Annotated in this window: 20 protein-coding genes and 2 pseudogenes; 15 read left to right on the top strand and 7 right to left on the bottom strand. The window is 72.0% G+C overall.

Going from position 1 to position 24,577, the window contains the following annotated elements; genetic code table 11:
• Positions 1-39 precede the first annotated feature (39 nt).
• From VT52_RS30770 to VT52_RS30740, 7 genes are all read left to right on the top strand, one after another.
• Positions 40-546: a DUF6584 family protein gene (locus VT52_RS30770; RefSeq protein ID WP_046426114.1), complete on the top strand. Its 507-nt coding sequence runs from the start codon at positions 40-42 to the stop codon at positions 544-546.
• 72 nt (positions 547-618) lie between these two features.
• On the top strand, positions 619-1,245 hold the full coding sequence (locus VT52_RS30765) for a toxin YdaT family protein (RefSeq protein ID WP_420856317.1): 627 nt from the start codon (positions 619-621) through the stop codon (positions 1,243-1,245).
• Positions 1,246-1,417: 172 nt separating this feature from the next.
• Positions 1,418-2,449 carry a UbiA family prenyltransferase gene (locus VT52_RS30760; protein ID WP_240509944.1) on the top strand — a complete coding sequence of 344 codons (1,032 nt, stop codon included), beginning with the start codon at positions 1,418-1,420 and terminating at the stop codon, positions 2,447-2,449.
• A gap of 184 nt (positions 2,450-2,633) precedes the next feature.
• Positions 2,634-3,965, top strand: coding sequence for a protoporphyrinogen/coproporphyrinogen oxidase (locus VT52_RS30755; RefSeq protein WP_046426111.1), 1,332 nt, complete (start codon positions 2,634-2,636; stop codon positions 3,963-3,965).
• Between the two features lie 152 nt (positions 3,966-4,117).
• On the top strand, positions 4,118-4,735 hold the full coding sequence (locus VT52_RS30750) for an RNA polymerase sigma factor (protein WP_046426127.1): 618 nt from the start codon (positions 4,118-4,120) through the stop codon (positions 4,733-4,735).
• The gene (locus VT52_RS30745; RefSeq protein WP_046426110.1) at positions 4,732-5,856 is read left to right on the top strand and encodes a CU044_5270 family protein; all 1,125 of its coding nucleotides are present in this window, start codon (positions 4,732-4,734) and stop codon (positions 5,854-5,856) included. Before VT52_RS30750 ends, VT52_RS30745 begins: the two co-directional genes overlap by 4 nt.
• A 191-nt stretch (positions 5,857-6,047) precedes the next feature.
• On the top strand, positions 6,048-8,261 hold the full coding sequence (locus VT52_RS30740; RefSeq protein WP_046426108.1) for a protein kinase domain-containing protein: 2,214 nt from the start codon (positions 6,048-6,050) through the stop codon (positions 8,259-8,261).
• 128 nt (positions 8,262-8,389) lie between these two features.
• Here the strand turns inward: VT52_RS30740 and VT52_RS30735 are convergent, their stop codons facing one another.
• The gene (locus VT52_RS30735; RefSeq protein WP_046426105.1) at positions 8,390-8,878 is read right to left on the bottom strand and encodes an inorganic diphosphatase; all 489 of its coding nucleotides are present in this window, start codon (positions 8,876-8,878) and stop codon (positions 8,390-8,392) included.
• 408 nt (positions 8,879-9,286) lie between these two features.
• Between VT52_RS30735 and VT52_RS30730 the strand changes: the two genes are divergently transcribed.
• Positions 9,287-10,585 carry a PP2C family protein-serine/threonine phosphatase gene (locus tag VT52_RS30730; protein WP_046426103.1) on the top strand — a complete coding sequence of 433 codons (1,299 nt, stop codon included), beginning with the start codon at positions 9,287-9,289 and terminating at the stop codon, positions 10,583-10,585.
• A 269-nt stretch (positions 10,586-10,854) separates the two neighbouring features.
• Here the strand turns inward: VT52_RS30730 and VT52_RS30725 are convergent, their stop codons facing one another.
• Complete coding sequence (locus tag VT52_RS30725) at positions 10,855-11,289, bottom strand: VOC family protein (RefSeq protein WP_046426101.1); 435 nt, start codon at positions 11,287-11,289, stop codon at positions 10,855-10,857.
• A gap of 467 nt (positions 11,290-11,756) precedes the next feature.
• Between VT52_RS30725 and VT52_RS30720 the strand changes: the two genes are divergently transcribed.
• Positions 11,757-12,728 carry a TIGR01777 family oxidoreductase gene (locus VT52_RS30720; RefSeq protein WP_046426099.1) on the top strand — a complete coding sequence of 324 codons (972 nt, stop codon included), beginning with the start codon at positions 11,757-11,759 and terminating at the stop codon, positions 12,726-12,728.
• A gap of 5 nt (positions 12,729-12,733) precedes the next feature.
• Positions 12,734-13,210, top strand: coding sequence for a macro domain-containing protein (locus VT52_RS30715; protein ID WP_079175389.1), 477 nt, complete (start codon positions 12,734-12,736; stop codon positions 13,208-13,210).
• Between the two features lie 163 nt (positions 13,211-13,373).
• On the opposite strand, the gene VT52_RS30710 is transcribed toward VT52_RS30715, so the two are convergent.
• Positions 13,374-13,766 carry a YidH family protein gene (locus VT52_RS30710; protein ID WP_046426094.1) on the bottom strand — a complete coding sequence of 131 codons (393 nt, stop codon included), beginning with the start codon at positions 13,764-13,766 and terminating at the stop codon, positions 13,374-13,376.
• Between the two features lie 33 nt (positions 13,767-13,799).
• A complete protein-coding gene (locus VT52_RS30705) occupies positions 13,800-15,734 on the bottom strand; it encodes an alkyl/aryl-sulfatase (RefSeq protein ID WP_046426090.1) in 1,935 nt (644 codons plus the stop codon).
• Positions 15,735-16,357: 623 nt separating this feature from the next.
• Between VT52_RS30705 and VT52_RS30700 the strand changes: the two genes are divergently transcribed.
• Positions 16,358-18,283, top strand: coding sequence for a hypothetical protein (locus tag VT52_RS30700; protein ID WP_143070943.1), 1,926 nt, complete (start codon positions 16,358-16,360; stop codon positions 18,281-18,283).
• Positions 18,284-18,394: 111 nt separating this feature from the next.
• Complete coding sequence (locus VT52_RS30695) at positions 18,395-18,919, top strand: MepB family protein (protein WP_046426087.1); 525 nt, start codon at positions 18,395-18,397, stop codon at positions 18,917-18,919.
• Positions 18,920-19,428: 509 nt separating this feature from the next.
• Here the strand turns inward: VT52_RS30695 and VT52_RS30685 are convergent.
• On the bottom strand, positions 19,429-20,127 hold the full coding sequence (locus VT52_RS30685) for an SDR family NAD(P)-dependent oxidoreductase (RefSeq protein ID WP_046426084.1): 699 nt from the start codon (positions 20,125-20,127) through the stop codon (positions 19,429-19,431).
• A 104-nt stretch (positions 20,128-20,231) separates the two neighbouring features.
• On the opposite strand from VT52_RS30685, the gene VT52_RS30680 reads away from it, so the two are divergent.
• On the top strand, positions 20,232-21,110 hold the full coding sequence (locus VT52_RS30680; RefSeq protein WP_046426082.1) for a helix-turn-helix transcriptional regulator: 879 nt from the start codon (positions 20,232-20,234) through the stop codon (positions 21,108-21,110).
• 404 nt (positions 21,111-21,514) lie between these two features.
• On the opposite strand, the gene VT52_RS30675 is transcribed toward VT52_RS30680, so the two are convergent.
• Complete coding sequence (locus VT52_RS30675) at positions 21,515-22,126, bottom strand: dihydrofolate reductase family protein (RefSeq protein WP_046426080.1); 612 nt, start codon at positions 22,124-22,126, stop codon at positions 21,515-21,517.
• A 194-nt stretch (positions 22,127-22,320) separates the two neighbouring features.
• Positions 22,321-22,530 (bottom strand): annotated as a pseudogene (locus VT52_RS30670) (transposase); the annotation flags it as partial.
• A gap of 12 nt (positions 22,531-22,542) precedes the next feature.
• On the opposite strand from VT52_RS30670, the pseudogene VT52_RS30665 reads away from it, so the two are divergent.
• A pseudogene (locus VT52_RS30665) lies at positions 22,543-22,950 on the top strand (helix-turn-helix transcriptional regulator); the annotation flags it as partial.
• A gap of 653 nt (positions 22,951-23,603) precedes the next feature.
• Positions 23,604-24,281, top strand: coding sequence for a biuret amidohydrolase (gene biuH, locus VT52_RS30660; protein ID WP_046426076.1), 678 nt, complete (start codon positions 23,604-23,606; stop codon positions 24,279-24,281).
• Positions 24,282-24,577: the final 296 nt, after the last annotated feature.

Below are 24,577 nucleotides of genomic sequence, written 5' to 3'. Positions count from 1 at the left end.
GGGTCGACGGCGGACACGGCCGTAAACGATCATGCGTCCATGCCGTTGAACGACACGCTCGCCCGGGTTGACGCAGACCTGGCCGCCGGCCGCATCCCCGCCGCGCGCCAGCGTCTGCGCGGCCTGGTGTCCTCGTTCCCGGACGACCTGGCCCTGCGCCGACGGCTGGCCGAGGTGTACCGCCTGTACGGCGAACCGGCCGAGGCCGGCCGCTGGATGTACCTCGAAGAGGACCGCGACGCGGCGGAGACGGCGGCCTTCGAGTCGAGGTACGGCACAACCGCCGGGCGGATGCGGGCCCTTGGCTGGACGGGCTCCGAGTCGCTCGCCGCGACCGCCTTCGCCAGGGAGCGGTTGGCGGCCCTGCGTACCGCCTGCTCCCAGGACCTGGGGCGCCCCGTCGACTGGGACACGGTGCCGTCCGCCGGGGAGGAGGAGAGCCGGCCGAGGTCCCTCACCGGCTGTCTCGCGGGCGCCGGATGCCTCGTCGCGGCCCTCGCCTTCCTGGCGATCTGGGTGAACGGCCTCATCGCCCTTCTCGACTGATCCTGGTGGCCGACCGGAACAACTTCCCCGCTCACCACGGCACTCCCGACGGAGAATCGCGCGCCCCCGAGCGTGCGCCCCCGTAGTGAAATCCACGAACACCTCACCTCCGACACTCCGTCACGGTTGGTGATCAAGCAACTGCGACCTGTGATCAACTGTGCCCTGGTCGTCGGGCAACGGGCCCGAGATGTCCAAGGAGAGTTCATGTACAGAGTTGTTGTGGGCAGGCGCATCGCCTCCGCCGTCGCCACCGCGTCCCTCGTCGGCGCGCTGGGCGTCGCGGGTGCGGCACCGGCCCTGGCGGCGACGCCCGCGCCGCTGAGCTTCACCATCGACTACACGAGGAACACCTCCATCCCGCAGTCGCCGACCCTGGGCGCCGGGTTCGCCGGCAACGGGCCGGTGTTCGACGCCCAGGGCCGGGTGATCGGCCGGACCTTCGACACGTGCGGCATCGACGGTGTCGAGAGCCCGACGAAGGTGGACGCCGACTGCGGTGCGTACGTCGTCTTCGACAACGGTGACGAGCTCAACCTGAGCACCCAGGCCGTCATCGACGCCAACCCCATGGACTACCCCTACCGGTTCAAGGCCGTGGTCGAGGGTGGAACCGGCATGTACAACGGCGCCCAGGGCGAGGCCACCGTCACCGCCGAGCGGCCCGGTGTCTACAAGGTCGACGTCAAGTTCGCGTGACGTCCTGAACCGATGTGTGGGGAGCCGCCGGCCCGGTCCTGCGGCTCCTCCTCCACCCACCAAGTGGGCCCGCCCGGCGCCGAGTCGGTGCCCCCGAGGGATCACCACGTCCCGCGAGACGACCGCTGCCGGTGCCCACAGCCACGTACGTTCCAGCACGTCAGGAGCTTCGGTGAAGCCCTCTGCCCCCACGTCGGCCGTCGCGGTCGCCGAGCCCGGTGCGGGACACGCCCCCGTGGACCCGCCGCCCGCCGTCGCGTTCCACCCCGTCCGGCCCCCGCGCACCCGTCTGGCCGCCTATCTCCGGCTGGCCAAGCTCGGGATGGTCGACTACTACCTGAGCCTGGTCGTCGTGGTGTCGCTGCTGCCACCGAGCGGCGGCCGGATGCCCGACGCGACGTCCTGGCCGACCCTCGCGGCCTTCCTGCTCGGCGAGCTGTGCCTGGTGGGCGCCGCCGTCGCGTACGACGACGTCACCGGGTACCGGGACGGAAGCGACGCCGCGAACTACGGCACGGACGCCGCCGTACGCCGGCTCGCCCGCAAACCCCTCCTCGCCGGCACCCTGACCGAGGCGGACGCCCTCCGCTTCGCCCGCGCCGCGATCGCCGTCGGCGTCCTGTGCTGGACGGCGGCACTGGCGCTCGCACCGCACCGGCCGCCGTGGGCGGTGCTCGGCGTCGTCGCCGCCGCCCTCCTCGTGCCCCAGTACTCCTGGGGCCTGCGGCTCGGCTACCACGGGCTCCAGGAAGTGTTCCTCGCCGCCGTCGGCTGGGCCTTCGTGCTGCCGCTGTACGGCCTGCTCACCGGCCAGGTCACCGCCCTCGCCGCCGTGGAGGGATTCCTGTTCGGCCTCGGGCCCCTCCTCTTCGGCGTGTACTCGAACACGAACGACATCGCCGGAGACCGCGCGGTGGGCCGGCCCACCGCCGCCTGCCTCCTCTCCCGCCGCGGCAACGCCGTCCTCATCGGCGCGCTCTCCGCCCTGGAGACCGCGGTGATCGTCACGGCGGCCGTCCTCGGGATCGCGCCCTGGTGGTTCCCGCTGGCCCTGCTCCCCGTGACGGCGGCCCGCACCGCACAGTTCACGGTCGGCATGGTGCGCGGCGACGTGCTGCGCGGGCGGCTGATCGGCATCCGGGCGCACCGGGTCCTGGTCGTCGCCCTCGTGGCCGCCAACGTGCTGTGCGCCGCCACGGCCTGACCGTCCGACCCGAACCCGTCCGGCCGCCCCTCGACCGGCTCCCGCTCACCGCGACGGGAGAGGTACGGCGCCGGGAACCGCGGGACCGGCTGCTCGGCGGGCCGCGCACCCGCCCCGCCCACCACGGCGTGGGCGGGTTCGGCCGCGCCGGACCGCCTTACAACTACGCGAGGAAGAACAGCAGATGGCCGACACAGACGTCGACGTCGCCGTGGTCGGAGCCGGGATCTCGGGCCTGGCCACCGCCTTCCACCTGACGCGCACCGGCAGATCGGTGCGCGTGTTCGAGGCGGGCCCCCGGGTCGGCGGGCGGATGGCCGCACGACGCCACGAGGGGTACGTCCTGGACGAGGGCGCGGAGCAGATCGCCACCCGCGGCTACGACGCCACGTGGCGGCTGATCCGCGCGGCCGGCCTGTCCGCCGACGCCGTCGTGCCGGTGGGCGGCCGCATGGCGGTCTGGCGCGACGGCCGCGCCCGCCCCGACTTCGGCCATCCGGCCGGGCTGTTGACCGGCGCGGGCATGTCCTGGCGCGGCCGGCTGTCCTGGCTGCGCTTCACCGCGGCACTCCTGCGCCACCGCGAGCGCTTCGACCCCGAGCACCCGGAGTCGACACCGTTCGGCGACCGGACCGTCGAGGAGTACGCCCGCCGCCACCATCGCGACCTGTACGAGCGCCTGTTGCAGCCCATGTCCGGGACCTTCTTCGGCTGGCGGCCCGAGCGTTCGGCGATCGGGCCGATGGCCGTGCTGCTGCTCGCCGTCGGCGGTGCCGGAGAGCGCTGGGTGGCGTACCGGGACGGCATGGACACCCTGGCCAGGGCGCTCGCGGACCGGCTGGACGTCGCCACCGGCACCGCCGCCCTCGCCGTCAAGCCGGGCCCGCGCACGGCACGCCTCGACCTCGCCGACGGTACGACGGTCACCGCGGGACACGTCGTCCTCGCCGTACCCGCGCCCCTGGCGCTCGCGCTCCACGCCGACGTCCCGGACGACGAGCGCCCCTATCTGACGGCGAGCACCTACCGCCCGATGCTCAAGGTGTCGTGCCTGCTCGACCGTCCCCTGCCGAGCCCCACCCGCCGGCCCTGCTACGGACTGCAAGTGCCCGCGGTGGAGGACCGGGTGTTCGCCGGGGCCATCCTCGACCACGTCAAGGCACCCGCCAGGGTACCGCCCGGACGCGGTCTGATCAGCCTGTTCGCCTCCCCCTACGCGTCGACACGGCTGCTGGGACGAACGGACGACGAGATCGTCTGCGAACTCGGCGCGCACGCCGAGCGCTATCTGCCCGGTCTCACCGATTCGACGCGCACGGCCTTCGTGGCCCGCTGGCCGCACGGCCTGCCGGAGGCGGCACCGGCCGCGCTGCGGCTGCGCCGGTCCTTCCTCGAACGCCCGCTGCGCCGCGTCGACTACGCCGGCGACTGGCTGGCCCTGCGCCCCAACAGCGAGGCCGCCGTCCACTCGGCCACGCTCGCCGTGCGCCGGGTCCTCGCCGCCGGAACCGACTGACGGCGAAGGAGGGCCGCGATCGAGCCGGCCGGCGTGCTGGCGGGGCCGTACGCTCCGGGGGTCGCCCGTAGCGGCGCGCCGCCGTGACGTACGACACAGGAACCCTCCGCGTCGTGCGGAGAGAAGTGAGTGTGAACAAGTCAGAGAACGACATCCGCCGACGCGTACGCGAGGGGGATCGCGAGGCGTTCGCCCAGCTGTACGAGGAGTTCGCCCGGCCCGTGTACAACCACGGGCTGCGGCTGACCGGTGACTGGTCGACGGCCGAGGAGATCATGTCAGAGACGTTTCTGACCGCGTGGCGCTCGCGTGCACGGGTCCAGGAGGACGGCGGCTCGCTGCTGCCCTGGCTGCTGGGCATCGCCACCCACAAGGCGGACAACGCGCGCCGCAGCACCTGGCGGCGGCAGATGTTCCTGGCGCGCCGGCTGCCGCCCCCGGACGTGGAGGACTTCGCCGCCCGTTCGGCCGGGCGCATCGACGACGCGCGTCGGCTCCGGGCCGTGCACGCGGCGCTGGGCCGGCTGCGGCGGCAGGAGCGCGAGGTCCTCGCCCTGTGCGTCTGGTCCGGGCTGGACTACCAGGAGACCGCCGAAGCGCTGGGCATCGCGGTCGGAACCGTCCGGTCCCGGCTCTCGCGCGCCCGCGGGAAGCTCGCCCGGTTCGCGGACGAGAGCGCCGCGCGGGACCGGGAACCCCAGGTCCGCCGCGGAGAGGTAACCGGTGTGGCCGCGCTCGCGGCCCTGCCCGTGCGGGAGGAACTCACATGAACGACCGTCACGCTTCCCCGGCGCGGCACGACGACCGCGACGAGATCGCCCGTCTGCTGCCGGCCCCGGCCGACTGGGACCTCCCGCGCGAGCAGCACCTTCGTCACAAGGATCTGCTGATGCGACACATCGACCGCGCCCAGGCCGAATCCGCCACCACCGCCACCCCCGCACGCGCCGCCACCCCCGCACGCGCCGCCACCCCCGAAGCCACCGCCGCGCCCGCCCGGCGCGCCCGGCCCCTGCTGCGGCCCGCGTTCGTCGCCTCGGCGGCCGCGCTCGCCCTGGCCGCCGCGGTGACCGCGGGTGCCGTCCTGACCGGCAACGGCGGGCAGCGCGCCACCGCGGGGCGGCCCGCCGCCGCGGACATGCGGCCCGCCGCCGCCCTGCTGCACCGCATCTCCGACGCCGCGGCGGACCGGGACACGCTCACCGTCCGCGACGACCAGTTCGCCTACACCCGGGAGAAGGTCCGTGAGGCCGATGTGACCAGCGGCAAGGCCGTCGTCGGCCCGCTGAAGGACTACGAGACGTGGCTGTCCCAGCAGCCCGGTCCGCTGCACAGGCTCGGCCTGTTCCGCACCGACGGCGAGACCCTTCCCATCAACGCCGAACTGGGGGACACCAAGGGCACTCCGGCCGGTCTCACCCGGCCCACGTACCGCTGGCTCGCCTCCCTGCCCACCGACCCGGACAAGCTGCTCGCCTACCTGTACGCCAAGACGCCCGCGGTCGAAGGACGCGAACGCGACCAGGCGGTGTTCGAGCAGATCGGCAACCTGCTCGGCGGAGTGACGCCGCCCCGCACGGCCTCGGCCCTCTACCAGGCCGCGGCGAAGATCCCCGGTGTCGACCGGACGTCGCGGGCGCGGGACGCCATCGGCCGGCAGGGCCTCGGCATCGTCCGCGACGACACGCGCTACGGCGTGCGCACCGAGTGGGTCTTCGACACCAGGGACTACTCCTTCCTCGGCTCCCGGAGCTACCTGACGAGGGACACGTCGTACGGGAAGGCCGGCACCCCGCTGTCCAGCACGGCCGAACTCGCCCACGCCGTGGTCGACAAGGCGGGTGTGCGGCCCGCCGGCGGGACGGGTGAGGACCGCACGGGAACCGCCTGACGATCCGGCCTTGCCCCGCGGGCGAAGTAGTCCCGCGGGGCACGGCCGGATCGCACGGGAACACGGCGGCACCGTCTTTGAGTGTGATGCTTCTGCGAAGGGCCGCCCGGTCCGTCCGCCGCCCGCCCGACCGCGCGCCGGCGTTCCGTATTCTGGCGGCCGGAACTGCCGTGAGGCCAGGGGAGGGGCGCGTGCCGCTGCACAAGGACGACCCGGGATCCGTCGGCGGCTACAAGCTGACCGACCGGCTCGGCGCCGGCGGCATGGGCAGGGTCTACCGGGGCAGATCGCGCTCCGGACGCGAGGTCGCCGTCAAGGTCGTCCATGCCGAATACGCCCAGAACCCCGTCTTCCGGGCCCGGTTCCGGCAGGAGATCGAGGCCGCCCGCCGGGTGAGCGGCGCCTTCACCGCCGCCGTGGTGGACGCCGACCCGGAGGCGGCCTCGCCCTGGATGGCCACCCAGTACGTGCCCGGTCAGTCCCTCGCGGCCCGTGTCCGTGACCAGGGCCCCCTGCGCATCGCCGAGTTGCGGCCGCTGGCGCTGGGCCTGGTGGAGGCGCTGCGCGACATCCACCGGGCCGGGGTGGTGCACCGCGACCTGAAACCGGCCAACGTCCTGATGGCCGAGGACGGGCCCCGCGTCATCGACTTCGGTATCTCCCGGGCCGTGGAGAGCCACCACACCCTCACCGAGACCGGGCAGGTGATCGGCACCCCGCCCTTCATGTCCCCGGAGCAGTTCACCGACGCCCGCACGGTCGGCCCCGCCTCGGACGTCTTCTCGCTCGGCGCGCTCCTGGTGTGGTGCGTCACCGGACGCGGCCCCTTCGACGCCGAAAGCCCCTATCTGACCGGCTACCGGGTCGTCCACAACGAGCCCGCCCTCGACGGGGTCACCGGATCGGTGCGCACGGTGCTGGAGCGCTGCCTGGCCAAGGACCCCGCCGACCGGCCCGCACCGGACCAACTGGCCAAGGAGCTCGCCGAGTCCCTGCCGGAGCCGTCACCGGGCGAACCGGGCACGATGACGCTGCGGCTGCCCTCCGTGCGCCCCGCCGGCCCGCTCCCCGACGGCGCCACCACCACCGCCGACCGCCGCCCGCGACGGCGCGCACCGCGCGTGCTGCTGGTCCTGCCCGCGGTGCTGGCCGCGGCCCTGGCCGGCTACCTCCTGCTCGGCTCGCCGGCCGACGGCGGCGGCACGGAGCGGGCCGGCTCCACGGCCCCCGGGCGCTGGGCTGCACTCCCGGCCGGCTGGAAACCGTGGCAGACGACCGCGTTCGCCGACGCCGAGAAGGGCGTGAGGAAGGCGCCCGGATACGAGGGGAACAGGGCACCGGCCTGCGTACCGGACGGCGGTGCCCTCTACTGCGCCGGCAGCGCGCTCCTCCCGGAACGGATCGACGCCACCACCGGACGCACCCTGTGGCGCTCCGGCATCGCACCCGCCGGGATCCCGGCCGACCGGTACGTCACGAACGTCCTCGGCACGTACGAGGGCGTGGTGCTCGTGGAGCTGACGGTCACCGGCTCGGGCGGCACGGGACGGTCGCAGTCCGTCCTCGCGCTCGACGCCGCGAACGGCACCCGGCTGTGGTCCCACCCGGTGCGCACCGACAGCCTGGGCTCGGCCTACGCCGCCGGGGTGACGATGACGCAGGAGGGCGACGGCGGCGCGGTGACCGTACGCTCGGCGCGCGACGGAACGGTGCGCGGGCGGATCCCCGTACCCGCCGGGTACGACTGCTACCCGCTCGCCGCCGGGAGCCGCCCGTACGTGGAGTGCCTCATCCGGGCGGAGGGCTCGCACACCACGAAGTTCCTCCTCGTCGACCCCGCCGACGGCTCCGCGCGCACCCTGACGTCCCCCGCCCAGCAGCGGAGCTTCGTCGGCGTCCTGGACGGCAGGCTGGTCTTCGTGGAATCCGCCGACACCCCCGTCCCCGACAGCCCCGACCTCATCTGCACCCGTATCGTGCGGGTCGACCCGCGCACCGGCGGGCGCGCGCTGACACCGCTGCCCGAGCGGTACCGGGGAGGGATTCCGGCCCTGGCCCACGGCACGCTCTACTTCGCCACCTCCAGCGGCATGGTCACGGCCGTCTCGCCCGTGACCGGGGCCAAGCTGTGGCAGAGCCACACGACCCTGGAGACGCCGGGCCAGATCTCGGTGGACCCGGCCGGCCGCACCGTGTACCTGGCCGGCGGAAGCGGCCGGGTGGCCGCCCTCGACGCGGCCCGCGGCACCGTGCTGTGGGAGTCCTCGGCCCGCGCGGAGGTGCTGGACAGCGGGCTGCTGCCCACCGTGTGGTTCGACAAGGGCGCGCTGGTCCTCGCGACCTCCGACGGCACGCTCTTCACCCTCGACCCGGCCCACCCGGACCGGAAACCCGTTCCGGGGTGACGCGATCCGGTCCCGCCGGCCGGCGGGACCGGGCGGGAACTCGCCGGCGCCGTGCCTCGGCGCACCGGGCGGCCACCGGAGCCGAGGATCCCGGCAGCGTGCGTCTCGGGGGCCCGCGCGGTCATGGGTCAGGTGCCCGTCCCCCGGGCTCGGGCCCGGGAGGCCTCGATCTCCGCGTACGCCTGTTCGCGGCCCTCCCAGTGCGAGCCCTCGACGGACTTGCCGGGCTCCAGGTCCTTGTACACCTCGAAGAAGTGGGTGATCTCCAGCCGGTCGAACTCCGAGATGTCACCGATGTCCTGCACGGGGGCGTACCGGGGGTCGTGGGCGGGCACGCACAGGACCTTCTCGTCCGGGCCGCGCTCGTCCTTCATGACGAACATGCCGACGGCCCGGCATTCGATGGTGCACCCCGGGAAGGTCGGCTCTCCGACCAGCACCAGGGCGTCCAGGGGGTCCCCGTCGCGGCCCAGGGTGCCGTCGACGTAGCCGTAGTCCGCCGGATACTTGGTGGAGGTGAACAGCAGCCGGTCCAGCCGGATGCGGTGCAGCTCGTGGTCCATCTCGTACTTGTTGCGGGACCCCTGGGGGATCTCCACGGTCACATCGAACTCCACTGTGTCCTCCTGGAGGCGGGAGCCGCCCGGTGGCGCGGCTCGGACGGGCGGGGGCCGGGCAGGGCGGGGGAGTGCGACGCGGGGGGTGTGGCCATGGCTCCTCCTGGTCATATCCGTTCGACCAGGGACCGTCAGCGGCATGTCGCCGCGGTTGCGGTGAGCCCCATCACCGGCGCGTTCGGCGCCTACCCATAGTGTGCCCCGAAGATCGGCGCCGCAAGGCGTCCGGCTCACGCCGAAGGGGCCAGGAGGCGATCCGCACCCGACGCCGGTGGCCGGGGGGGTGAGGATGGATTGCGCGGCGCCCCGGCGGGGCATCGGTGCGTATGACGGCGATGAGGCTCGCCGTGCGCGCCCCCCCGGGTCCGCGCCGCGCCCCGCCGCCCCACGGACGCCCGGAGGAGCGTCATGAAACGAGAGACGACGCCGGCGGCAGTGCCGTCCGAAGCGCTGCCGCCGGAGGTCGCCGCGGCCCGGCTGCGGCTGCTCGCCGATGTGAGCGGCGCCCTGGCCTCCGGACTGGACGCGCCGGAGGCGTTGCGCAGGCTCGCCCGACTGGTCGTCCCCCAGCTGGCCGACGCCTGCGTCGTGGACGTCGTCGAGGGCGAAGGGGTACGCCGTCTCGCGGTCACCGACCGGGACACCGAACGGGCCCTGCGCGTGCTGTCCGGCGGTCTGCTCCCCGGCCCGGACGACTCCGCCTGCGCGCTGGCGAAGGTGCTGCGCGGCGCGGGCCCCGTCCTGATCACCGACTTCGGCGAACCCGACCCGGCCGACCCGCTGCGCGCCGCCCAGTGGGCCCTGTACCGCACGCTCGGCGCCCACAGCGCCCTGATCGTGCCCATGCGCGTACGACGGCAGGAACTGGGCGCCCTCACCTTCCTCCGCCGCACGGGCGCCCCGGCGTTCGACGAGCAGGAGCAGGCGCTCGCCGCCGACCTGGGACACCGCGCGGGCCTCGCCCTGGACAACGCCCGGCTGTACGCGCTTCAGGAGCACACCGCCGAGCAGCTCCAGCTCTCCCTCCTGCCCGACCTGACGGGCCTGGGCCACCTCCAGCTCGCCACCCGCTACCTGGCCGCCCGGGAACGGGCCGAGGTCGGGGGCGACTGGTACGACGCCTTCCCGCTGCCCGACGGCACGGCCGTCCTCGCCATCGGAGACGTGGTCGGCCACGACCTGGCCGCCGCCGTGCGCATGGGGCAACTGCGCAACATGCTGCGCGCGCTCGCCTACGACAGCGGCGGCGACGACCCGGCGGGCATCATGTGCCGCCTGGACAGGGTGATGCAGGGGCTGACCAGCATCGAGCTGGTGACGGCCGTCATCGCGCGCATCGAGACACCCGACGCCGGCCCGTGGCGGCTCACCTGGACCAACGCCGGCCACCTCCCGCCCCTGCTGGCCCAGCCCGACGGCCGCACCCTGCTGCTGGAAGAAGGGCACGCTCCCGTCCTCGGGGTCGACCCCGCGCTCAAGCGGGACACGGCGACCGTCACCCTGCCGCCCGGCGCCACCCTCCTCCTGTACACCGACGGCCTGGTCGAACGCCCCGGCGAGGACATCGGCCGCGGCCTGACCCGGCTGCGCCAGCACGCGGCGGCACTCGCCCGCGAGCCACTGGCCGTCTTCGGGGACGAGCTGCTCAACCGGATGAGCGATGTCCAGAACGACGACGTCGCCCTACTGGCCCTGCGCGTCCCATGAGCCGCGGCGGCGGGCCGACCCCACGAGAGGCCGTGGGCGGCTCGCGGGCGGAGCGGACGCGCCACGGGCCACTCCTTCGCCACGGTCCTGGTCGCGGCCGCGTGTCGTGCGCCCACCGGCCCCGTGCGCGCACCCGCCCGCGCTTCATGCCCGAGCGTGCCCGCGACGACCACGCCGCGCCCCGCACTCACCACGCCGGACCCCGGACTCACCACGCCGTCCCGGCTCCGGGCGGCCCGGCCTCGACGGCGGGAGCCGGTCGCGGAGGGTCAGTCGAGACAGAACTCGTTGCCCTCGATGTCCCGCATCACGATGCACGACTCGTCGAAGCCGTCGGCACGCAGCAGCTGCACACGCACCGCACCGAGGGCGACCAGCCGCGCGCACTCGGCCTCCAGCGCGGCCAGGCGCTCCTCACCCACGAGCCCGGTGCCGACCCGCACGTCGATGTGCACCCGGTTCTTCACGACCTTGCCTTCGGGAACGCGCTGGAAGAACAGCCGCGGTCCCACCCCCGAGGGGTCGGCGCAGGCGAACGCCGCGCCCTGCCGCTCGGCCGGCAGCGAGCGATCGAAGTCGCCCCACGTGGCGAACCCCTCCGGCGGCGGCGGTACTTCGTATCCCAGCACCTCGCACCAGAAACGAGCGACGCGTTCGGGGTCCGCGCAGTCGAAGGTGATCTGGATCTTCTTGATCGATGGCATCGGCGCACCCTAGCAGGGACGCTCCGCTGCCTGATTCCCGCCGGGCGCATGCCTGTTGGCGGCACGCGTGGGGACACCTCGGCATGGGTTCCGTGCGCCTCGTCCCGCAGCGCCGACGAGCAGTCGGCGCTCGCGAACCACGCCGAGGTGTACGTGCCCTCATGGATCACCGGCCCGAGTGCTGTCCCGACTGCGCCGCGCGGTGCGGTTTTGGCCCCCGCTGGCCCGCCGTCCCAGGCTCGGCGGGCCGACGCCTTGGGAGGCGTCATCGCGAGGTATCCCGGAACGTACGCCTCAGGTGGCCCGATGGGAAGGGTTACAGATGTGTGGCCCAGGTCACATGGGGCGACCCGTCCCGTTGTCGGCAGGTGCTGTCGGCGGCCGGCCGGGCGGCCGCCTCGGAAGCTCTTTTGAACGCGTTCAACTCTTGGGCTAGGCTCATGCCGGACACGAGGGAGGGGCAGCCGGTGAAGATCGTGATTCCCGGTGGGACCGGACAGGTCGGCACGGTTCTGAAGCGCGCGCTCGGCGCCGCCGGCCACGAGGTCGTGATTCTCACCAGACGCCCCGGGCGCGCGGGTGAGATCCAGTGGGACGGCAGGACCCCGGGGGCGTGGACGGCCGCCGTCGACGGCAGTGACGTCGTGATCAACCTGGCCGGACGCAGCGTGAGTTGCCGCTACACGGCGGCCAACCTGCGGGAGATGATGGACTCCCGGGTCGACTCCGCCCGCGTCGTGGGCGCCGCGATCGCGGGCGCCGCCCGACCGCCCCGCGTCTGGCTCCAGATGAGTACCGCCACCGTGTACGCGCACCGCTTCGACGCCCCCAACGACGAGGACACCGGCGTGATCGGCGGCAGCGAGGCGGGCGTACCGGACTACTGGGCGTACAGCGTCGGCATCGCCGAGGCGTGGGAGCGGGCCCAGCGGCAGGCCGAGACCCCCGCCACCCGCAAGGTCGCCCTGCGCTCGGCCATGGTGATGAGCCCGGACCCCGGCGGGGTCTTCGCCGTCCTGTCGGGGCTGACCCGTCTGGGACTCGGGGGTCCGGTCGCGGGCGGAGCGCAGTACGTGTCGTGGATCCACGAACACGACCTGGTGCGCGCCGTGGAGTTCCTGATGGACCGTGAGGACATCACCGGACCGGTCAACCTGGCCACCCCCCACCCCTTGCCGCAGCGCGCGTTCATGCGAGATCTCCGCTCCGCGTGGGGTGTGCCGGTGGGGCTCCCGGCGACCAGGTGGATGGCCGAGGCCGGCGCGTTCGTCCTGCGCTCCGACACCGAGCTGCTGCTGAAGAGCCGCCGCGTCGTCCCGGGCCGGCTGACCCGGGCGGGCTTCGATTTCCGGTACCCCCGATGGCCGCAGGCCGCCGACGAACTGGTGCGCCGGGCACGGAAAAGCGTTGGCCTCCGGTCCCGGACCAGGCGACCATGACATCCGTGAAACCGTTGAAGATCGTCGCGGGCGACACGACCGACCCGCAGGCGAAGGGCCCGAAGATCATCGCCCACGTCTGCAACGACCTCGGTCGACGGGGCAAGGGATTCGTTCTGGCGATCTCGCGTCACTGGCCCGAACCGGAGCGCGAGTACCGCAGCTGGCACCGGGGGCGCGCGGGTGACGACTTCGCCCTCGGAGCGATACGGATAGTCCGCGTCCGGTCCGGCATCCGGGTCGCGAACATGGTCGCGCAGCGCGGGACGAAGGCGGGCAGCGGCGGTCCACCCATCCGGTACGACGCCGTCGAAAGCTGCCTGCGGGCCGTCGCCGAGCACGCCCTTGCCGACAAGGCCTCCGTGCACATGCCCCGCATCGGCTGCGGCCTCGCCGGCGGCAGGTGGGAACGCATCGAGCCGATCATCGGCAGGACCTTGAGCGCCCGTGGCATCGCCGTCACGGTCTACGACCACGCGTGAGACCGGCTCTCCGCCGGACCGCCGGGCCGCGGCCGGCTCGCGGGCGCGGTCTCGCGAACGACTCCGGCGCAACCGGGAGTTCCCGCCGGACCGCCGTCGGCATCCGCGAACCCGCCGGGACCGCGGCCCTGTTCCCCCGAAGGCACGGTGAACGGGCACCAGCTCAGGGCGCCACCACGACCGCCGCGACGACGAAGCCGGCCAGCAGGAACAGGGCGACGGTGAGCGACAGCGCGCCCAGGCCGTGATCGAGCGTGGCGGGTCCGCGGATCCGGGCCTGCCGGCCGCGCCACTGCGCGTAGCCCGCGGCGATGACTCCGATCGCGAGCACGATGAGATAGGAGCCCATCGCCAGGCGCAGCGCGCGCGGGGTGATGTCCGTGAACCTGACGACGGCGAACGAGGCGGCCAGCAGGGCCAGCGCGGTGCGGAACCAGGCCAGCAGGGTGCGCTCATTGGCCAGGGTGTTGCGCAGGCCGGGCCCCTCGATCTCGCCTCCGCCAAAGGAGGCGCTCGGAACCTCGCCCTCAGGGGACGGGGCGTCGTGGTCCGGCATGGGCTGCTCCCTCCACCGGGCGCCGAACGGACGTCAGGGGGTGACGATGGCGAAGTCGGCGTCGGGTTCTTCGAGGTAGCCGAGCAACTCGGTGAACTTGCCCGGGTCGCCCGCGATTTCGGCCCTGCCCCGGGCGGCGAGACCGGCGAGGTCGGCGGTGCCGAGGAGGAGGGCCCGAAGTTCGGCCTCGCCCAGGGTGATGTCGACGTCGGGTCGCGCCACTTCGGGTGTCGTACCGGTGGTGTGCACGAGGACGCCGTTGCGCAGACGGAGGTTGAGCGGGTCCGCGCCGTGCGGGCTGAAACGGATGCCGAGATCCGCGTCCCAGCTGCGTGGGCCGTCGACTCGGATGGCCAGGGAGTCGACAAGCTGGTCGAGGGTCAGGGCCGCCAGCAGGTCGGGCGAGTTGGTGACGGTCGGTGTGCCCACGGAGCCCGCGCGCAGTTCCAGGGCCCCCGTCAGGTAGAAGTTGCGCCAGGTGCCGTTCTCGCTTCCGTAGCCGAGCTGTTCCAGGGCGTCGGCCTGCAGGGCGCGCGCCTCGGCGTTGCCGGGATCGGCGTAGACGACGTGGTTGACGACCTGCGCGACCCAGCGGAAGTCGCCGGCGGCGAAGGAGTCACGGGCCCGGCGCAGTACGTTCTCGGAGCCGCCCATGAAGTCCACGTACCGCTTGGCGGCCTCGACCGGCGGATGCCCCCAGAGGTGGGCGGGGTTGCCGTCGAACCAGCCCAGGTAGTACTGGTAGACCGCCTTGACGTTGTGGCTGACCGAGCCGTAGTAGCCGTGGGTGTGCCAGGCCCGCTCCAGAGCCGGCGGCATCTCGATCGTCTCGGCGATCTCCAACGGCGTCAGGCCCTGGTTGAGCAGGCGCAGCGTCTGGTCGTGCAGGTAGGCGTACAGGTCCCGTTGTCCGGACAGGAACGCGAGGACACGCTCGCGGCCCCAGACCGGCCAGTGGTGGGAGGCGAACGCCACGTCGACGGAGTCGGCGAACAGCGCGATGGCCTCGGTGAGGTAGTGCGCCCACACCCGCGGGTTGCGGGCCTGCGCTCCGCGCAGTGTGAGCAGGTTGTGCAGGTTGTGCGTGGCGTTCTCCGCCATGCACAGTGCCGCCCGGTCGGGAAAGTGGATGTTGAGTTCGGCAGGGGCCTCGGTACCGGGAGTGAGGTGGAAGACCATCCGGATGCCGTCGACGGTCTCGCTCTGCCCGGTACGGGTGACGTCGACCGTGGGCGCGAGCAGGCCGGCGACACCGGTGGACGTCGTCTGGCCGAGGCCGGCACCGATCTGTCCGCGCTCGCCCTTGGGCAGCGCCGCGCCGTACATGTAGGCGGCCCGCCGGGCCATGGCCGTCCCGGCGTAGACGTTCTCGCTGACCGCGTGCTCCAGGAAACCCTCAGGGGCGATGACCGGCACCCCGCGGTCGACGTCCTCCTGGCTCAGCACGCCTCGGGCACCGCCGAAGTGGTCGATGTGGCTGTGCGTGTAGAGCAGGGCGGTCACCGGCCGATCGCCCCGGTGGCGCCGGTACAGAGCGAGTGCGGCCGCGGCCGTCTCGGCGCTGATGAGCGGGTCGATCACCAGCACCCCGCGGTCGCCCTCCACCAGGGTCATGTTCGACAGGTCGAAGCCGCGCACCTGGTAGACGCCCGCCGCCACCTCGTACAGGCCGTGCCGGGCGACCAGGCGGCTCTGCCGCCACAGGCTGGGATTGGCGGTTCCGGGACACTCCCGGTCGAGGAAACCGTACGCCCGCAGCCCCCACACGCTGCCGGCGTCGCCACGCACTTCGGTGTCCTCGGCGGTTCCGAGGAAGCCCCGACCGCAGTCCTCGAAGTCCTGGGAGTCGTCGAAGGGGAAGCGCTCACGCACCGCGGCGTTGCCCGCCGCGATGCCCGGTTCAGCCGCCTTGGACCCGGTGGGCTCGGCGAACTCGGTGGGCTCGGTGGGCTCGGTGGACTCGGCCATTGTGGTCTCTCTCCCGCCCCAGGTCGTGGGGTCCTCGCGCCCGCCTTGGCCACCGCCACGTTTCCGCAGAGGCGGGAGGCCGGCCACCGCCGTGGACCGTCCGGGGGACGGAGGCCACCGGTCCGCCGCACACTCCGCGGCCGGTCCGGCGGTCCCGTCCCGCGGTCCGCGGCCGGCCTGCCCGCCGACCGGTTCCGCCCGTCGGCCACGGCCGCCCATCGCGGTAGCGGCCTCCCCCCCTCGCCCCCGCCCGCGGATCACGGGCCGAGTCCGCGACGCCACCGGCGGGTACCGCAGCCCGCCTGCCATCGGACCGGCGGGCTGCGGCACCGTCTCCCACGACCCCGCGTGCGAACCCGGCCGGAGACGGCCGGTGGCCTTCGTCGACGGCGTCTCCCGTGCGGCAGCCGTGCACGGGTCGATCCGGTCGGCGCCGGCCGCCCGCTCCCGGCACGCCAGGCCGGCCACCTCGGCGACGACGGTGCCCGCTGAGCCGTCTGGTGGTTACTTCTTGTTGCCCTTCCGGCCTCTGGCGTGTTCGGTGCGGGCGGCCCCGGATCACGTCGTATACGGAGAGGGTGGCCGCGCTCGCGGTCAGGACCGTTACGAAAAGGGAGAACGCGGTGCCGGAGTTGACGTCGACGCGCGAGGAACGTGCGGCGCGGTTGCGTGAGCAGTTGGAAGGTGCCAGGCCGCGGCGCGGGATGGCACAGCAGGCCGGTGCGGCGGCCAATGTGCTGTGGGGGGTGGCACTGCACGCGGCGGCGCGGCTGGAGGCCGGCCAGGAGTTGTCGGACCTGGAGGCGATGCTGGCGACGGCGTTGGCCAGGCTGCTGCCCGGGGACGAGGTCCTGGAGATGGGCCGCGCCTGGGAGCAGGTCCGTGCCCGGGGCGGAGCGACGCCGTTCCCGGACCGGATCACGGGACTGACGCTCGGCGACTCCTACTCGCTGGCCGACCTGCGCGCGGACCTCCCGGCCATCGGCAAGGAGGTGCTCGCGCAGCCCACCACCAATGTCGTGCGCGTCGGCGACAGCGGCTTCCCGGCGGAGATCGACAGCGAGGAGTTCGTCTCCGCCTGCGAGGAGGTCGGCGGCGGGGTGACGGTGGTGCTGGGGCCGGAGGGCGCGGAGAGAGCCCGCAGCGAACTGTCGTGCGAACTGCATCTGCCGTACTTCCATTGCCACAAGAGCACCGGCGACTCCGCGTTCGGCGGCAGGGACGAGATCTACTGGACGATGGCCTCCGGCAGCGACCAGAAGGAACAGCACATCTACGGCTCCCCGGAGTTCGGCGCCGTCGAGGACGGCGACCGGCGCTCTTTCCCGGCCGGCGCGGGTCTGTTCATCGGCACGGTCCAGGAGGTCCTTTTCGTCGACATCGAGTGCTGGGAGAAGGACCGCGGCGGCTTCTGGGAGACCATCAAGGACTCTCTGTTCGACGTCGCCGAAGCCTGCGTGGACTCGGCCGTCGACGTGATGGAGCACGGCGAGAAGGAGGACGCCGCCCTCGCCGCGCTCGTCGGCATCGTGTTCGCGATCATGGGAGCGCTGCTGGACATCATCCTCGGCAACGACGACCTGATCCAGCACCGCACGCTGTCCTTCAACCGCTCCGCCCTCGATGCCCTGGTCGACCAGCGCGGCGGCGACTTCCACTTCAAGGGCGAGGGCGCGCACTACACCCTGCGCATCGGGGCGCGGAAGCTGCCCAGCCACATGCAGTACATCACCCTGGACCAGGGCTCGTCCGCCTGGTCCGGCAGGTACAACATGCCCGGCATGCACTCCCTGGACAACCCCGGCACCACCACCACGAACGGCCTCCTGCACTGCGTGGTGCGCCCGCCGGGAACCAACCGACTGGACTTCACCAGCTTCGATGGCTTCGAATGGAGCCCGCCACGGCAGGAGATCCTCAGCGGCGCGATGGCCGGAGTGGGCATGGCATCGACCAGCGGAGGCATGACACAGATGGTCACCGTCAACGCCGCCCTCAGGCCGGCGACCTACGCCCTGTACGCCGACGGAGACCTCGGCTCCTCCGAATCGGGCCCCATGTTCACCACGGTGACTCCGGACATCGCATACGCCATCTTCGACGAACTCCACGGAGTGTTCCGCCCCTTCGGGAGCGACCAGCTCGTCTGCAGTCCCATCAACAGCTGGGGCGGCTGGGACGACCCCGTCACGATCCCCGACTCCGCCGGACTGCTCGGGCCGAGCCTGGCCCGCCACAACGCCGACCTGCACCTGGTGCACCGCAGCACGAACGGCGACCGGCTCAAACACCACGTGTTCCGCAACGGACAGTGGACCAGCAAAGGGTTCCTGAACGACCACTTCAGCACCCACCGTCCCGCCCTGGCCTCTTTCGACGGCAAACTCCACTGCGTCTACCGCGGCCACAACAACATCAACCTGTGGTGGACCACCTGGGACGGCACCGCCTGGGCCCCGAGCAAACTGCTCGCGGCGACCGCCAGCACCGGCCCGGCCCTCACCGTCCTCGGCGATCGGCTCTACTGCGTCTTCCCCAGCCACCTCTGACTCCTCGGAGGCGAGGCCCTTGTCCGCGACGAGCGGCGGGCCGGGTCGGCATCCGGCCGGCGGCATGCGGGGCCAAAGCGGTGCGTACGGGCGCGATGGCAGGATGACGGCATGGATTCGAACCAGCCGTGGACGGGGTTTCACGGTGACCTGCTGGCAGCGAGGACATCGGTGTACGACCCGGGCGGCTTCGTCTGCTCGCCGCCGGTGCCCGAACCGGAGAGTGCCGAGTACGCGGCTTGCGCGTTCACGCTCGACGACCGCTCGGTTCGGTTCCGCGTGGCCAAGACCACCCCGGCGAAGGTGGGCCAGTTCGTCACCGTGTGGCAGCGGTCCGAAGAAGGGCCGATCCGGCCCTTCGACGCCGATGACGCAGTGGACCTCTTCGTCATCAGCTGCCGCGACGACGACGGTTTTGGACAGTTCGTGTTCCCGCGCGAGGTGTTGCGCGAGCGCGACATCGTCTCCTGCGACGGCTCAGGAGGGAAGCGCGGATTCCGCGTCTACCCGCCGTGGGTGACCCCGACCAGCCGGCAGGCCCGCGGCACGCAGGCGTGGCAGGTGAACTACTTCTTCGACCTCGGTCGGGACGGGCTCGCCGACCTGACTCTCGCCCGCGCCCTCTACCACCCGTAGCTGCCCGCTGGGCGACGCGGACTCGCACGACCACAAGACCCGACAGCCTGTCACGCGGTCCCTGATCGCCTACGGCCACTGATCACATCGGAATGAGCCGGATCGGCGTCCAGGTGGTTGGTCGGCTCGTCCGGGCAGGAGCAGGTCCGGCTGGGACGGCAGCAGCCGGCACAGCGCGTCCACGGCCTGCTCCAGCCGGGAGTCCAGATCCCAGGCATCGCGTTGAGCCTCCGCCGACTTGAAGGCACAGGTCCCATCGAGTACAAACGCGGCGACGAGGGCGGCGACCACCAGGAAGGCGGCGGAGACGTGGAGCGCCGTCCGGACCGCGCGGTCACCGGGCCCGACGGCGGTTACCGTCCCGACGTGCCGCCCCGGCTCGTACGTCCTGATCACCTCGGCCGGAGGTTCCGCCGACGCCAGTGGCGGCGGCGGTTCTCCTGGCCGGGACCGGTCTCGATGTTCTGCCCGTTCTGTTCTTCACGGCCGGTGACCCGGCACCGCCGGTCTCAGGACCAGGCGATCTCGCCATGGCGGTCGATGAAGCGTCCGGTGCCGGCACCGGGCCCCTCGGTGGCGAGGGCGACGATCGCGTCCGTGCCCTCGGTGACGGTCTGGGAGCCGCTGTGACCGTTTATGTCGGTCGCGGTGTAGCCGGGGTCGGCGGCGTTGACGCGAATGCCCTTGAGCCCTTTGGCGTACTGCGTGGTCAACATCGTCAGCGCCGCCTTCGAGGAGGCGTACAGCGGCACGACGACGTGCGACTCGGACCGGCCGGGGTCGTGGGTGAAGGCGAGGGAGCCCATGCCGCTGCTGACGTTGATGATCACCGGGTCGTCCGAACGGCGCAGCAGCGGCAGGAACGCGGTGGTGGTGCGGACCACGCCGATGACGTTGACGTCGAGGACGGCGCGGGCGTCGGCGGCGGTGAGGTCGCCGGGATCACCGAAGGGTCCCTGGACCCCCGCGTTGTTGATCAGGACATCGATCCTGCCCTCGTGCTCGGCGACGTCCGCGGCGGCGGCGGCCACCGACGCGTCGTCGGTCACGTCGACGGGGACGAAGCGTGCGCCCAGCGCGGCGGCTGCCTCCTCACCCCGCTCACGGTCGCGGGCTCCCAGGAGAACGGTGTGACCGCACGCGATGAGGCGGCGGGCGGTCTCGCGGCCGATGCCCTTGTTGGCTCCGGTGATGAAAGTGATCGTCATGCCTTCGATGGTTGCCTTGACGAGGGAGCCGGACCAGGGACGCTTCGACGGTGGGAAGACCAGTACCACCCTCGCGCCCCGCGTGTGATCGGGGACGCGGGAGGATGGAGAGCATGACGACGACACCCCCCGGAGCCGGACTGGGCGCGATGATCCGCACGTGGCGGAACCGGCTGCCCCCGTCAGCCGCTGGGCTGCCGGTCGTCCGCAAGCGCCGGGCTGTCGGGCTGCGGCGCGAGGAACTGGCCGACCTGGCCGGAGTGTCGGTCGACTACGTCGTGCGCCTGGAGCAGGGGCGGGCCACGACACCCTCGGCGTCGGTGGTGGCGTCACTGGCGCGCGCTCTCCAACTGTCCACCGCCGAGCGGGACCACCTCTACCGGCTGGCCCAGATCGTGCCGCCGGCGGACGGCACGATCTGCGACCATCTCCCGCCCGGTATGCAACGGGTACTCGTCCGCCTCGGAGACGTACCGGTGGCCGTGTTCGCGGCGGACTGGCAACTGGTGTGGTGGAACCACGGGTGGGCCGCCCTGCTGGGAGACCCCTCGGCCTCGCCGCCGCGGACGCGCAACTTCGCCCGCGACAGGTTCCCGGTGGACGCCGATCACACCCCCCTCGCGCTGTGGCCGGTCACCGAGACGGACCCCGACACCGCCGACGCCGCCCTCGTCTCCGATCTGCGCCGCGCCACCGGCCGCTTCCCCCGGGACAGCCGCCTGGCCGCGCTGGTCCGCGACCTGAACGCAGGCAACGAGAGGTTCGCCGAGCTGTGGGCGACGGGAGAGGTGACCGCGAACCGCGAGGTCCACAAGAGGGTCGATCACCCGTCGGTGGGCCCGGTCACGGTGGACTGCGATGTCCTGACCGACGGCGACACGGAGCTCAAGATCGTCATCATGACCGCCGCGCCGGGCAGTGAGGACGAGACCAAACTCCGGCTCACCACCGTCGTCGGCCCACCGGCCGGCACGCGCAACTGATCCGCCCCGCCCATCGGCCGACCGACGGCTGACGGTTTTCGTGACGCACCGAGCCGTTGGACACGCACCGACGGGTGATCAGGACGGCCCGCGGCGGCCCGCCCGGACAGCGCCCTCGTTCCGCGAGTTCCTACGCCGCGGTCGGACCACATACTCCGAACTGTCCGCCGTCCTGCCCGCTCCCTCGGACAGGCCGGCCCAGTTGACCAGTGCGGGCGTCATCGAGCGTCACCGCAGGCTGATCCCGCACCGCACGCCAGGCGGGGAGGAGACCACACTCCCGCACGACCGGTCATGGCCCGGCAGGTCGGTGACGCGCCGGGAATCGACCTCAGTGTGCGGGCCAAGCCGGAACCGCCGCGCGGGAGACCCGCGATCGAGACGGGAGAAGGCTCGGTCGCCGCTCAGCCGGCGTCGCGTTTGCGGTAGCGGATGTGAGTGGCCAGCGGTGAGTGAAGCACCTCGATGGGCTCGAAGCCGAAGGTCTCGACTCCGTCGAACAGGCGCTCGCCGCTGCCGAGCAGGACGGGTGCGATGTCGAGGGTGAGTTCATCGATCACGCCGGCGTTGAGTGCCTGTCGAACCGTCGAAGCGCCACCGGCGATGTCCACGCCCCTGCCGTCGGCGGCTTCGAGTGCCCGCGCGTAAGCGGCGTCGAAGCCTTCGGTGACGAAGTGGAAGGTGGTTCCTCCCTCCATCTTGATCGGTTCGTGGGCGTAGCGGGTGAGCACGAAGACCGGGGCGTGGTAGGGGGGCTCGGGGCCCCACCATCCCTCCCACGTCTCGTTCCACTGGCCTCGGATCGGCCCGAACATGTTCCGGCCCATGACGTAGGCACCACGCGGGCGCATCAGCCAGCTGTCGGCCGTCTTGTCGGCTTCGGTCGCGCGCGGGTCGCCGATATGCCAGCCGTGCAGCTCTTGGCCGCGCTTGCCCAGCGGATTCTCCCGGCTCTGCTCGGATCCGGCGACGAAGCCGTCGAGAGAGATCGACATGTGGCAGGTGGTGTCGGACATCAGCTTCTCTCCGAAAGCAGCGATTGCGGCTTGTCCTGAGGTCATCGGACCGCACGACATACGCACAGACTGGCACAGGCGACCGAACTCGTCGCGGCATCGCGAAGCGTTGAAGGTTTGGCTGCCACGCGATCGGACGGATACTCGCCGTGCCCCCCCGCATGAGCCTGGACCCGACCGGCCCGCCAGCTTCGCTATGCGGTGAGTTCGGTCGGCAGGACGGTGTCGTCGGTTTGTGACTCGATCGGGTGGAGGCGAGCCTTGGCGAGCAGGTCGGGGCCCATGTAGCGGCGGGCCTCCGTCCACTCGTCGTTCTGCTCGGCCAGCACCGCGCCGACCAGGCGGATCAGGGCGGTGCGGTCGGGGAAGATGCCGACCACGTCGGTGCGGTGGCGGATCTCTTTCTGTGCGGCATCGCCCTGCGCCACCTGCCGGCCGTCCTCGTCCTGCGTCCGGCTCATCTCACCGCCGGCAGTCCCGCACCCGAGCCCGACGCCACCTATCCGCGCTTCCGTGACGCCGTGGAGAAGGACTTCACCCGCACCCGCCGGGTCGAGGACTACGCCGAGGCGCTCGGCTACTCGGCCCGCACCCTCTCCCGCGCCACTCTCGCCGCCGCCGGTCTCGGCGCCAAGGAGTTCATCGACCGTCGCGTCGTCCTCGAAGCCAAGCGACTCCTGGCCCACAGCGACCGGACCGCCGCCCGCATCGCCGGCCACCTCGGCTTCTTCAGCGCGACCCACTTCAGCAAGTACTTCCACCAGCGCACCGGACAGACTCCGATCGCCTTTCGCGACACGGTCCGCCGGCACGCCGCGAAGTGAAATCCGGCAGCCGTCCGGAACGGCTCCGAAGCTGCCGATCACCTTGGCCCGTCCCGGCATCCACCCGGCCCGTGCCCTGTCTCGACGACGCAGGTCTGCCAGGTCGGCGCCCCGGCGTCGGAAGACTCACCGGCTGCCGTGCGGTTGGCGGCCGGCTCGACGTCGGGTGAACGCGGTCGGACCCGCCGGACCGGGCGAGCAGACCCGGCGGGTCCAGGACCAGGTACGGGACGACCGTGAACATCCCCGACGGACCCAGGTTCCGCCGGCCGAGTGCTCCCCGTTCATGTACGTCGGCAGGCTCAACGAGCGCACTGTGCCGCCTACTTCTCGAGGTCTCTGCCGCGGCGTGGACGGACGCCGCCGATCAAGGCGGCCGGGAAAGGCTCGGGCCGGGTCCTGACAGCCGGGATGATCTGCGTCAGACCGGGCCGCGAGGCCAGGGTGACCAGGGTGATCTACCGGGCCCGGACGTCGTACCGGGGCCGTCGGCGTTGCTCAAGGCGGTGCGGAGTTACAGCGGGGTCTGTCAATCGCTCTGACCGAAGCTCCCCCGCAGTGCGCGCGAGCCTTGAGGTCAGATTGCTGGAGTGAAATTCCTCAGAGACAATATTCCATAAGGATGGAAAAATGTCACGCAGAAGGAGAGAGGCATGAACTCCGTCGACGCCATCCCCTACAGATGGCCCTTTGACGGCGACATCGCACCGGAACGTACGGCCCTATTCTGTATCGACTGGCAGGCTGATTTCTGCGGCCCTGGCGGATACGCAGACAGGATGGGATACGATATTTCACTGACTCGGGTCGGCATCGAACCGACAGTCACTGTCCTGGAAGCGGTACGTGCAGTCGGTATGGCTGTGATTTTCACCCGGGAAGGCCATCGGCCTGATCTGTCGGATCTCCCGGCCAATAAGAGATGGCGTTCCCGTGAGATTGGCGCCGAGATAGGGTCTCCGGGGCCGTGCGGTCGAATACTCGTACGCGGTGAAGCGGGTTGGGAGATTATTCCCGAACTTGCCCCTGCAGAAGGGGAGGTCATCATAGACAAGCCGGGTAAGGGAAGCTTCTACGCAACCGACTTGGACCTGGTGCTGCGCACCCGCGGTATCACGCATCTGGTGCTGACGGGCATTACCACCGACGTTTGTGTGCACACGACTTTGCGTGAGGCGAACGACCGGGGGTACGAGTGCCTGCTGCTTTCCGACTGTGCCGGCGCGACCGACAAAGGAAACCACGATGCCGCCCTCAAAATGATCACGATGCAGGGTGGAGTCTTCGGTGCCCACGCCACATCCGCGGACTTCCTTGCGGCACTTCGCTAGTCTTCCGTGCCAATATTGCCGGTCTCCCTGCGAAGGCCGGCTGCCCGTCTTACGCGTACGAGCCAGAGAGCGACGTGCCCTCAGGGCGAGAGGGGAATAGTGCACGGTTTGAATAACCCCCTCGCGCCCTCGCCTGACGCATCGCCCGCCGTCCGGGAGGACGGGGCATCCTCACCGAAGCCGAACCCGGCCTGTTCACTCAGCCCCGCATCTGACCAGCAACCCACCCCGCGGGCCAGGTCCCCTTGCCCGACCCCGAGACCGAAGCGGGCATGACGCTGAGATTGAAAGGGTGG

This window comes from Streptomyces malaysiense (assembly GCF_000980885.2).
In the GTDB taxonomy this organism is placed as follows: Bacteria; Actinomycetota; Actinomycetes; order Streptomycetales; family Streptomycetaceae; genus Streptomyces; species Streptomyces malaysiense.
This window is presented reverse-complemented; position numbering and strand designations above follow the sequence as displayed.

Coding starts and splice junctions, on each gene's coding strand:
- VT52_RS30770 (WP_046426114.1), top strand. CDS start 40: ATGCCGTTGAACGACACGCTCGCCCGGGTTGACGCAGACCTGGCCGCC.
- VT52_RS30755 (WP_046426111.1), top strand. CDS start 2,634: ATGGCCGACACAGACGTCGACGTCGCCGTGGTCGGAGCCGGGATCTCG.
- VT52_RS30745 (WP_046426110.1), top strand. CDS start 4,732: ATGAACGACCGTCACGCTTCCCCGGCGCGGCACGACGACCGCGACGAG.
- VT52_RS30730 (WP_046426103.1), top strand. CDS start 9,287: ATGAAACGAGAGACGACGCCGGCGGCAGTGCCGTCCGAAGCGCTGCCG.
- VT52_RS30725 (WP_046426101.1), bottom strand. CDS start 11,289: ATGCCATCGATCAAGAAGATCCAGATCACCTTCGACTGCGCGGACCCC.
- VT52_RS30710 (WP_046426094.1), bottom strand. CDS start 13,766: ATGCCGGACCACGACGCCCCGTCCCCTGAGGGCGAGGTTCCGAGCGCC.
- VT52_RS30705 (WP_046426090.1), bottom strand. CDS start 15,734: ATGGCCGAGTCCACCGAGCCCACCGAGCCCACCGAGTTCGCCGAGCCC.
- VT52_RS30695 (WP_046426087.1), top strand. CDS start 18,395: ATGGATTCGAACCAGCCGTGGACGGGGTTTCACGGTGACCTGCTGGCA.
- VT52_RS30685 (WP_046426084.1), bottom strand. CDS start 20,127: ATGACGATCACTTTCATCACCGGAGCCAACAAGGGCATCGGCCGCGAG.
- VT52_RS30680 (WP_046426082.1), top strand. CDS start 20,232: ATGGAGAGCATGACGACGACACCCCCCGGAGCCGGACTGGGCGCGATG.
- VT52_RS30675 (WP_046426080.1), bottom strand. CDS start 22,126: ATGTCCGACACCACCTGCCACATGTCGATCTCTCTCGACGGCTTCGTC.
- biuH (WP_046426076.1), top strand. CDS start 23,604: ATGAACTCCGTCGACGCCATCCCCTACAGATGGCCCTTTGACGGCGAC.